Annotated in this window: 10 protein-coding genes; 3 read left to right on the top strand and 7 right to left on the bottom strand. The window is 42.6% G+C overall.

Going from position 1 to position 8117, the window contains the following annotated elements:
- Window positions 1-880 precede the first annotated feature (880 nt).
- Window positions 881-1429: a gamma carbonic anhydrase family protein gene (locus tag KO511_RS13185; protein ID WP_215987872.1), complete on the top strand. Its 549-nt coding sequence runs from the start codon at window positions 881-883 to the stop codon at window positions 1427-1429.
- On the opposite strand, the gene KO511_RS13180 is transcribed toward KO511_RS13185, so the two are convergent.
- The 4 genes from KO511_RS13180 to KO511_RS13165 form a co-directional block, all read right to left on the bottom strand.
- The gene (locus KO511_RS13180) at window positions 1422-1688 is read right to left on the bottom strand and encodes a DUF1488 domain-containing protein (protein WP_215987871.1); all 267 of its coding nucleotides are present in this window, start codon (window positions 1686-1688) and stop codon (window positions 1422-1424) included. The genes KO511_RS13185 and KO511_RS13180 overlap by 8 nt on opposite strands.
- Window positions 1685-2521, bottom strand: a complete 837-nt coding sequence (aroE, locus tag KO511_RS13175; RefSeq protein WP_215987870.1) for a shikimate dehydrogenase — start codon at window positions 2519-2521, stop codon at window positions 1685-1687. The genes KO511_RS13180 and aroE overlap by 4 nt, the downstream gene beginning before the upstream one ends.
- Window positions 2522-2595: 74 nt before the next feature.
- Window positions 2596-3513 (bottom strand): oxygen-dependent coproporphyrinogen oxidase, encoded by a 918-nt coding sequence (gene hemF, locus KO511_RS13170; protein WP_215987869.1) that lies wholly within the window; start codon window positions 3511-3513, stop codon window positions 2596-2598.
- 22 nt (window positions 3514-3535) lie between these two features.
- A complete protein-coding gene (locus KO511_RS13165; protein WP_215987868.1) occupies window positions 3536-4093 on the bottom strand; it encodes a Sua5/YciO/YrdC/YwlC family protein in 558 nt (185 codons plus the stop codon).
- A 198-nt stretch (window positions 4094-4291) separates the two neighbouring features.
- Between KO511_RS13165 and purE the strand changes: the two genes are divergently transcribed.
- Window positions 4292-4777 carry a 5-(carboxyamino)imidazole ribonucleotide mutase gene (gene purE / locus KO511_RS13160; RefSeq protein WP_215987867.1) on the top strand — a complete coding sequence of 162 codons (486 nt, stop codon included), beginning with the start codon at window positions 4292-4294 and terminating at the stop codon, window positions 4775-4777.
- A 3-nt stretch (window positions 4778-4780) separates the two neighbouring features.
- Window positions 4781-5917, top strand: coding sequence for a 5-(carboxyamino)imidazole ribonucleotide synthase (locus KO511_RS13155; RefSeq protein ID WP_215987866.1), 1137 nt, complete (start codon window positions 4781-4783; stop codon window positions 5915-5917).
- Between the two features lie 34 nt (window positions 5918-5951).
- Here the strand turns inward: KO511_RS13155 and KO511_RS13150 are convergent, their stop codons facing one another.
- Genes KO511_RS13150 through dprA form a run of 3 tightly spaced genes read right to left on the bottom strand, consistent with a single transcriptional unit; the run spans window position 5952 to window position 8117 of the window.
- Complete coding sequence (locus KO511_RS13150) at window positions 5952-6542, bottom strand: DNA topoisomerase family protein (protein ID WP_215987865.1); 591 nt, start codon at window positions 6540-6542, stop codon at window positions 5952-5954.
- A 4-nt stretch (window positions 6543-6546) separates the two neighbouring features.
- A complete protein-coding gene (locus tag KO511_RS13145) occupies window positions 6547-7026 on the bottom strand; it encodes a DUF494 family protein (protein ID WP_125319601.1) in 480 nt (159 codons plus the stop codon).
- The gene (dprA, locus tag KO511_RS13140) at window positions 7023-8117 is read right to left on the bottom strand and encodes a DNA-processing protein DprA (RefSeq protein WP_252724358.1); all 1095 of its coding nucleotides are present in this window, start codon (window positions 8115-8117) and stop codon (window positions 7023-7025) included. Before dprA ends, KO511_RS13145 begins: the two co-directional genes overlap by 4 nt.

Below are 8117 nucleotides of genomic sequence, written 5' to 3'. Positions count from 1 at the left end.
TAATGATTCCGAAGAATCAGTTTTTGATTTTACTTTTATAAAAAAGTGAAAACCAAAAGTTGGATTATCATCAACGAGTGCCCACACAGATTGATAGGTTTATATTGTTAAAGAGCAGTGCTTAGTACCTGTTGGTATATAAGCAGGACGCGTATAGTACGCGACTGACTGTTTAAGTCAACATAAAACTCTTATTTTTAAAAGCTTTATGATGACTCGTCTAATTAAAGACAAGTCGAAATAAAAGCCTGGCGATGTCCTACTNNTTAAAGTTTTCTCGGCTCAATGAATACTGACTTCAAAACTAATATTCATTCGAAAATGAACATGTCATTCTAAAGCTATTATCGTTCCAACAGAACGATAATGAATTGACTGTGCCAAATAATGCCTTTCTACAAGAGAAAGTCGTTATTCGTATTGGTCACTCAGTTCATTGATACCTAATGATTCCGAAGAATCAGTTTTTGATTTTACTTTTATAAAAAAGTGAAAACCAAAAGTTGGATTATCATCAACGAGTGCCCACACAGATTGATAGGTTTATATTGTTAAAGAGCAGTGTTGTGAGGTTAACTCAAAACGGACGGTCATTCTAGCGATATAAAGTTGAGTGTCAAACACTTTTTTAAACTTCTTTTGTTCGCATTTCTGCTTACATCTAGTAGACCTAACTGACTTGATAATTACTGTTTCTGTAACATATCCGCATTAGCGTGTCAGCGAGGGGGCATTATAGAGATCGACTTCACATTGGCAAGCTCTTTTTCCAGTTTTTTTTGATTTTTTCATCGTTTGAAGATTTTATGTTCAAAAGTCGTCGTTTTTGCTACTTTAAACTCCCTTATACATTACCAATCTCATTAGATAAGGATAAAGAATGGGTCCCTTACGCAGCTATAAAGGTATCAGCCCACAATTAGGACAAAGAGTCTATGTGGATGGCAGTTCGGTTCTGGTTGGAGATATTCGCATCGGCAATGACTCTAGCATCTGGCCTTTTGTGGCCGCTAGGGGAGATGTCAACCATATCCATATTGGTGAACGAACTAATATACAAGACGGAAGTGTGCTACATGTAACGCATAAAAATCAAGAAAACCCGAGCGGCTTTCCATTAATTATAGGCAATGATGTCACCATCGGGCATAAAGTAATGCTGCATGGCTGCATTATAAAAGACAGGGTTCTAGTCGGAATGGGAGCCATTATTTTGGACGGTGCTTTGATAGAAACCAATGTTATGATAGGGGCCGGAAGCTTGGTCCCCCCAGGTAAAGTACTTGAAGGTGGATTTCTGTATATGGGCAGCCCAGTCAAACAAGCACGTCTTCTAAACGATAATGAACGCGCCTTTCTACAAAAGTCTGCGAATAACTATGTGCAAAATAAAGAAGACTATCTTCATAAAGTAGAAGGTATCAGCTAACCACTTCAACCATTCCCTGCTCATTAAAAGCCTCATCCTCTATTAGCTGCTCAGTCAACTCTTCAACATCGAAGCGCAGCATAGAAAAAGCCTCTAAAATTTGTTGTTCATCATTAAGAGAGTACCCAGCAATGCTCTCTAGTTCCTTTTTTCTGATCAGGCACTGAATTAAAGCACCCGAACACTGCGCTGAAAAGAATACTGCCTGTTTGTCTTTGTCCCATAACTGAGTATCAGAAAACAAAATCGATTGATTCATGACGCATCCTCAAGATGACTTTTGAGCGTCTCAAGCACCATTTGTACTTCTGGTCTAACCCCACGCCAAAGAAAGAAACTTTCCGCAGCTTGACCGACCAACATCCCTACCCCATCAAAAATGGAGTTAGCACCATTGTCCAGTGCCCATTGATTGAAGGGTGTATTGCCTCGACCATACATCATGTCGTAAGCCACGCTATTTGTAGAAAATATATCCGCAGAGATTGTCGGTATATCGCCAGTTAAACTTGCAGAAGTTGAATTGACAATCACATCATAAGCACCCGATACCTCACTCATTTCCTGTGCACTAACCCCACCATAAGGCTGAAAAATTTCTGCTAATTTCTGAGCTTTATTATATGTACGGTTAGTTATAACTATTTCAGCAGGATTATGCTCAAGAAGTGGCTTAATGACACCTCGAGCAGCCCCTCCTGCTCCAATAAGCAAAACTCGCGAACCTTCTAACTTTACATCACACCGCAATAAATCTTGAACAAGCCCCTCCCCATCGGTATTGTCGCCCAAAATTTGTCCACCGGGGAGTTTTTTAAGAGTATTAACTGCACCCGCTAGCTGAGCTCGCTCCGTTAACTGTGTCGCCAAACGAAACGCTTGCTCCTTAAACGGTACAGTGACATTACACCCCTCTCCTCCTTGAGAAAAAAAGGTTTTTACTGCCACTTCAAAGCCATCAATAGGTGCCTGCTCTGCTGTATAAATTATTGGTTGTTTGGTTTGCTGCGCAAACAAGGTATGAATAAATGGCGATTTACTCTGATTGATCGGGTTGCCAAAAACGGCATAGTACGCACTCTGCTCAGTCATGTCCTTACCTATTAAAAACAAAAGGGTCATTGTTGAACAACGACCCTACCACTAACAATATTCAGAAGAAAGCCCTACCAATCTCTTGGTTTGAGGTAATGTTGATAGAGATCGGCTTCATGGCTACCTTCTATAACCTGATAACCGTATTCCCAACGAGCCAGCGGCGGCATAGACATCAAAATCGATTCGGTGCGACCACCACTTTGTAAACCAAACAAGGTTCCACGATCAAAAACCAAATTAAATTCTACATAGCGACCTCGGCGATATAGCTGGAACTGACGTTCTCGCTCACCAAACTCAGTATCTTTGCGTCGCTCAACTATAGGCAGATATGCTTGAGTAAACCCTTCACCGATAGCCTTTATATAAGACAAGCATTTATCAAACTCCCAGTGATTAAGGTCATCAAAGAACACCCCTCCAACTCCGCGAGTCTCATTACGGTGCGGAAGGTAGAAATACTTATCACACCAAGCTTTGTGCTCTAGGTATACCTCACTACCAAAAGGTGCGCAGATTTCCTTGGCAGTGTTGTGCCAATACTGAGCATCCTCTTCAAAAGGATAAAAAGGCGTTAAATCAAACCCACCACCAAACCACCATATGGGATCTTCACCCTCTTTTTCAGCCACGAAAAATCGCACATTGGCATGTGATGTGGGGACATAAGGATTGTTAGGGTGCATAACCAAAGATACTCCCATCGCCTCAAAGCGGCGACCAGCAAGCTCTGGGCGATGAGCCGTGGCAGATGCGGGCATTTCTTTACCTTCGACATGAGAGAAATTCACCCCGCCTTGCTCAAATACCGCCCCTTCAGTCATTACTCGTGTACGACCACCACCACCTAATTTCTCTCCTGGCTCTCGGCTCCAGGCATCCTCTTTAAACTTGGCTCGTCCGTCTTTTTGTTCTAACTGCTGACAAATTGAGTCTTGTAGCTCAATTAAAAACTGTTTTACTGCTTGCTTATCGATGGCTGACATATCTTTCACTTCCTTCTCAGGATTACCCTTGCCTCAATACTTTCGATGTTTTGGCGTCACGAATCTCACTCGGCCTATCTCTTCCACCGGTTTCACCGACTAAGATCGCAGCTAAATGCCCTCCAAGCTGGCGTTCAACTTCTTGGCTTGTCAGGCAAGGAGGCTTACCTGTCAAATTTGCACTCGTCGAGGTTAACGGCTTCCCAAAAGCATTACACATTTTTTGGACCAAAGGATGATCGGTAACCCTTACAGCAATCGAATCAAACTGCCCGCAGACCCAACTCGATACTTTATCACTACAAGGCATTATCCATGTTACCGCCCCTGGCCAAGTTTGATGCACTTCACTAAGCTGCTCTTGGCTAAGCTGCGACTCATCGATATAAGGTAGTAATTGTTGATAGCTAGCAGCAATTAGAATTAAGCCTTTCTCCACTGGTCTTTGTTTTAACTCAAGTAGTTTCTGAATGGCTTCTGGATTATCTGGATCACAACCAACACCAAATACACCTTCGGTTGGGTAAGCGATAACCTCACCATTATTTAGAGCCAATAGTGCCTGCTCAAAATTATCCACTAATTCTTTCCTGTCTGATTTTGTATTCGAAAAGTTCAAGTTTACAAACATTCACTAGCTAAGACTAAAGCTATTTGATAACAAATTACACTCTTTGAAACCAAAAATAGGCGCAAACGTTTGCTTGAGTTCGGAATCCTCGTATAATACTGCCAAGTTTATCTACTCACCAATAAGAGTCGAATTAAGGAGTTGAAGATGAAAGTCGGTATCATCATGGGTTCTAAGTCTGACTGGCCAACTATGAAGTTGGCCGCAGAAATGCTGGATCAGTTTGGTATAGAGTATGAGACAAAAGTGGTATCGGCTCATCGCACCCCACAGCTTCTCGCAGATTATGCTAACAGCGCTAAACAACGAGGTCTTAAAGTCATCATAGCCGGAGCTGGCGGCGCCGCTCACTTACCTGGTATGGCCGCCGCATTCACAAGCCTTCCTGTCTTAGGGGTACCTGTTCAATCACGAGCTTTGAAAGGTATGGACTCATTATTGTCGATTGTACAAATGCCTAAAGGTATTGCCGTGGGCACTCTCGCAATTGGCGAGGCTGGGGCAGCTAACGCTGGTATTCTTGCTGCACAAATCATCGGTACCCACGATGAAACAGTCATGGAAAAAGTTGAAGCATTTCGTGACCAACAGACTGAGACCGTCTTAGCAAACCCCAACCCAGAAGAGGATTAACCCATGCAAGTGTTAGTGCTTGGTGCAGGTCAATTAGCACGCATGATGTCTTTGGCTGGTGCGCCACTTAATATAAAGGTTATTGCTTATGATGTCGGTAATGAATCGATTGTTCATCCACTGACACAAGCTCAAATTGGCAAAGGACTAACTAATGCCATAGAGCAAGCGGACGTTATTACTGCTGAATTTGAACACATTCCCCATCCAATCTTAGATGAATGCCAAGCAAGTGGAAAACTTTTTCCATCAGCAGAAGCAATAAAATGTGGCGGCGATAGGCGCATAGAAAAAGCACTTTTGGATCGAGCCCAAGTTCGCAGTGCTAATTACCATATCATCAAAACACAACAAGATTTTACCGCTGCAATTCATAAAATTGGGCTTCCTATGGTGCTAAAAAGTGCACAGGGTGGCTATGATGGAAAAGGTCAGTGGCGACTGAAGCATAGTGATCAAATTGAGTCTATCTGGAATGAGATGAAAGCCTGTCTTGAATCAGATGACAATCAAGCTATTGTCGCTGAAGAATTTGTACCCTTTCAACGTGAGGTATCACTAATTGGTGCTCGCGGAAATGATGGCTCAATTAAGGTATACCCAATAGCAGAAAATATTCACACTGATGGCGTACTCAGTATTTCAACGGCCATTGCCGATAATAATCTGCAGCAACAAGCAGAAGATATGTTTACCTCTGTAGCCAACGAACTCAACTACTTTGGTGTATTGGCGCTAGAGTTCTTCGATCTCGATGGCACCTTATTAGTCAACGAAATTGCACCGCGCGTACACAACTCAGGCCACTGGACACAGCAGGGCGCTGAAACATGCCAGTTCGAGAACCACCTTCGTGCAGTTTGTGGAATGCCTCTTGGCAGTACCAAACTTATAAGAGAGACTTCCATGATTAATATACTTGGGGAGGATAGCTTACCAGCAGAAGTACTTGAACTGGAGGGTTGCTACATTCACTGGTATAACAAAGAAAAGCGCCCTGGACGTAAAATGGGGCATATTAACGTATGCGGTGATTACACTGGCGAGCTGCAACGTAAGCTATCTAATTTAGCAAAGATCCTAGACTCTGATACCTTCCCTGCCGTTCAACAGTGGATTAAAATTAGAGAGCTAAGCTAATCATTTTAACGCGGCGCTACATATAGCGCCGTTTCTATCTTCCGCTTTGAGTTTGCATATAGCCGCACTTACGGTTGGCACATTGGAGTTTATGTCCAGAGGCATGCTTTTTTTCAATCAAAATAGAAAATTCGCACTTTTCACACCTGCCATTAACTGGCGGCTGGTTAACTATAAATTTGCACTTAGGGTAATGATCACATGCAAAAAAAGTTTTACCAAAACGATTTTTCCTTTCAACTAACAAGCCCTTACTACACTCCGGGCAAGAAACCTTAGATTGGGCGGAAGAGTCATGTGTTTCTTCAGGTGACTCAGCATAAGTGCACTGTGGATAGCCACTGCAGCCAATAAACATGCCATAGCGCCCTTGACGCAAGACTAACTCTTGACCACATTCGGAACACGGCACACCTAATTCTTTAACAATATGGCCATCGTTTTGGTGTAAGGGCTGAACGTAATCACAACTAGGATACAGACTACAGCCAAGAAAAGGGCCGTGTTTACCATGACGAAGTTGCAACTCTCCCAAGCGTTGCTCTGACTGACACAAAGGACACGCCTTACCTTCTAAAGCATGCTCATGAGCAGAAAACAGCTGATGATCGATTTTACCACTCATAGGACTAATGAAGGATACCTTGCTCTTTGGTATACAAAAGCTCTTCCATCAAAGTGTACGCATTCTCATTTCCTGGCACATTAAACAACACCATGAGAACAATCCACTTTAAATCATCCAACTCAAATTCATCAGTTTCTAATCCCATAATACGATCAACCACCATTTCACGGGTTTCCGTTGTCAACACATTAACTTGCTCAAGGAATGTCAAAAAACCACGCGATTCTATATTAAGTCTCTGACATTCTTTTTTGGTATAAATACGTGTTGATGTTGAGGTACTACAAATTGAAATTGCCGCATGCGTTTCGCTCTGTTGTAATGCCGCCAATTCTTCGAGCCAAACAAGAGCTTTGTAAATGTCTTTCTGATGAAATCCAGCACGAAGTAACTCATCTTCTAGTTCATCTTGATTGACCTGTAACTCCGCATCGCTATGGATGTAAGTTTCAAACAGATACATTAAAATATCCATCATCATAGCTCGCCCCTCCCCTTTCGAATATAGCCACCGGAAACTGCAACAACGTGCCCTAAGAGTTCAAGCTCTAAAAGCTGCATCATGACATCTTGAACAGGTATATTGGTCCTGTTTGCAAGAATATCAACTGGTATAGCCTTATTACCTACGTTAGCTAACAGCTGAGAAAATGGCAATTCTTCTTTGCAATCAATTTGTTCAAATGCTTCCTCTGCCGCTTTGGAGGGATAAAAATCAGACCAACGTATCAAACATTCCATTTCATCCATAATGTCAGAAACCTGTTGAACTAAACATGCGCCTTGCTTTATCAATAAATTACACCCTCTCGCCTGTGGGTGATAGATTGAACCAGGTATTGCAAAGACCTCACGTCCTTGCTCTATTGCATAACGAGCAGTTATCAGCGAACCACTTTTTTCAGCCGCTTCAACCACTAAAACGCCCAAAGACAAGCCACTAATTATTCGATTTCGGCGGGGAAAGTTTTCTGCTTTAGGCTTTACATTGGGGTGAAACTCAGACACCAAAGCACCTTGTTGCATTATTCTTTGCGATAGCTTTTTATGACGAGCAGGGTAGATACTGCCCAAGCCGCAACCTAATACAGCAACGGTTTCCCCTCCTGCTTGCAGCGCACCATCATGCGCATAACCATCGATCCCCAAGGCCATACCACTAGTGATCGTCAAAGCGTGTTTAGATAACTGACAGGAAAAATCTCTTGCAAGATTAAGGCCGTCGATACTCGCATTGCGACTGCCGACAATAGCAATTTGTGGCTGCAACACGCTTTCAACCTTACCTTCCAAAAATATTACTGGCGGAGCAGAGTCCACTAACTTGAGCTGCGCAGGATACTTAGCATCATTGAAAGTTAAAAGACTCCTACTACATTCTGCCTGCTGCCATTCAAAACACTCATCAACATCTTTGGAGGCTTTATTATTCAAATAGTGAATTTGCCGAGAGCTAAAGCCTAACGCTGCCAAAGCTTGAGATGAAGATTGAGTGATGTTGGATGGTGAATCCAAAGCAATAATCTTTTGGAAGGTCTTGGGGCCAATTCTTGGCGTAAAGTACAAACTCAA

Source organism: Vibrio hepatarius, from assembly GCF_018860525.1.
Classification (GTDB): domain Bacteria; phylum Pseudomonadota; class Gammaproteobacteria; order Enterobacterales; family Vibrionaceae; genus Vibrio; species Vibrio hepatarius_B.
Note: the sequence above shows the minus strand (reverse complement) of the source record. Positions and strands in the feature narration are given on the sequence as shown.

Coding starts and splice junctions, on each gene's coding strand:
- KO511_RS13185 (WP_215987872.1), top strand. CDS start 881: ATGGGTCCCTTACGCAGCTATAAAGGTATCAGCCCACAATTAGGACAA.
- KO511_RS13180 (WP_215987871.1), bottom strand. CDS start 1,688: ATGAATCAATCGATTTTGTTTTCTGATACTCAGTTATGGGACAAAGAC.
- aroE (WP_215987870.1), bottom strand. CDS start 2,521: ATGACTGAGCAGAGTGCGTACTATGCCGTTTTTGGCAACCCGATCAAT.
- hemF (WP_215987869.1), bottom strand. CDS start 3,513: ATGTCAGCCATCGATAAGCAAGCAGTAAAACAGTTTTTAATTGAGCTA.
- purE (WP_215987867.1), top strand. CDS start 4,292: ATGAAAGTCGGTATCATCATGGGTTCTAAGTCTGACTGGCCAACTATG.
- KO511_RS13155 (WP_215987866.1), top strand. CDS start 4,781: ATGCAAGTGTTAGTGCTTGGTGCAGGTCAATTAGCACGCATGATGTCT.
- KO511_RS13150 (WP_215987865.1), bottom strand. CDS start 6,542: ATGAGTGGTAAAATCGATCATCAGCTGTTTTCTGCTCATGAGCATGCT.
- KO511_RS13145 (WP_125319601.1), bottom strand. CDS start 7,026: ATGATGATGGATATTTTAATGTATCTGTTTGAAACTTACATCCATAGC.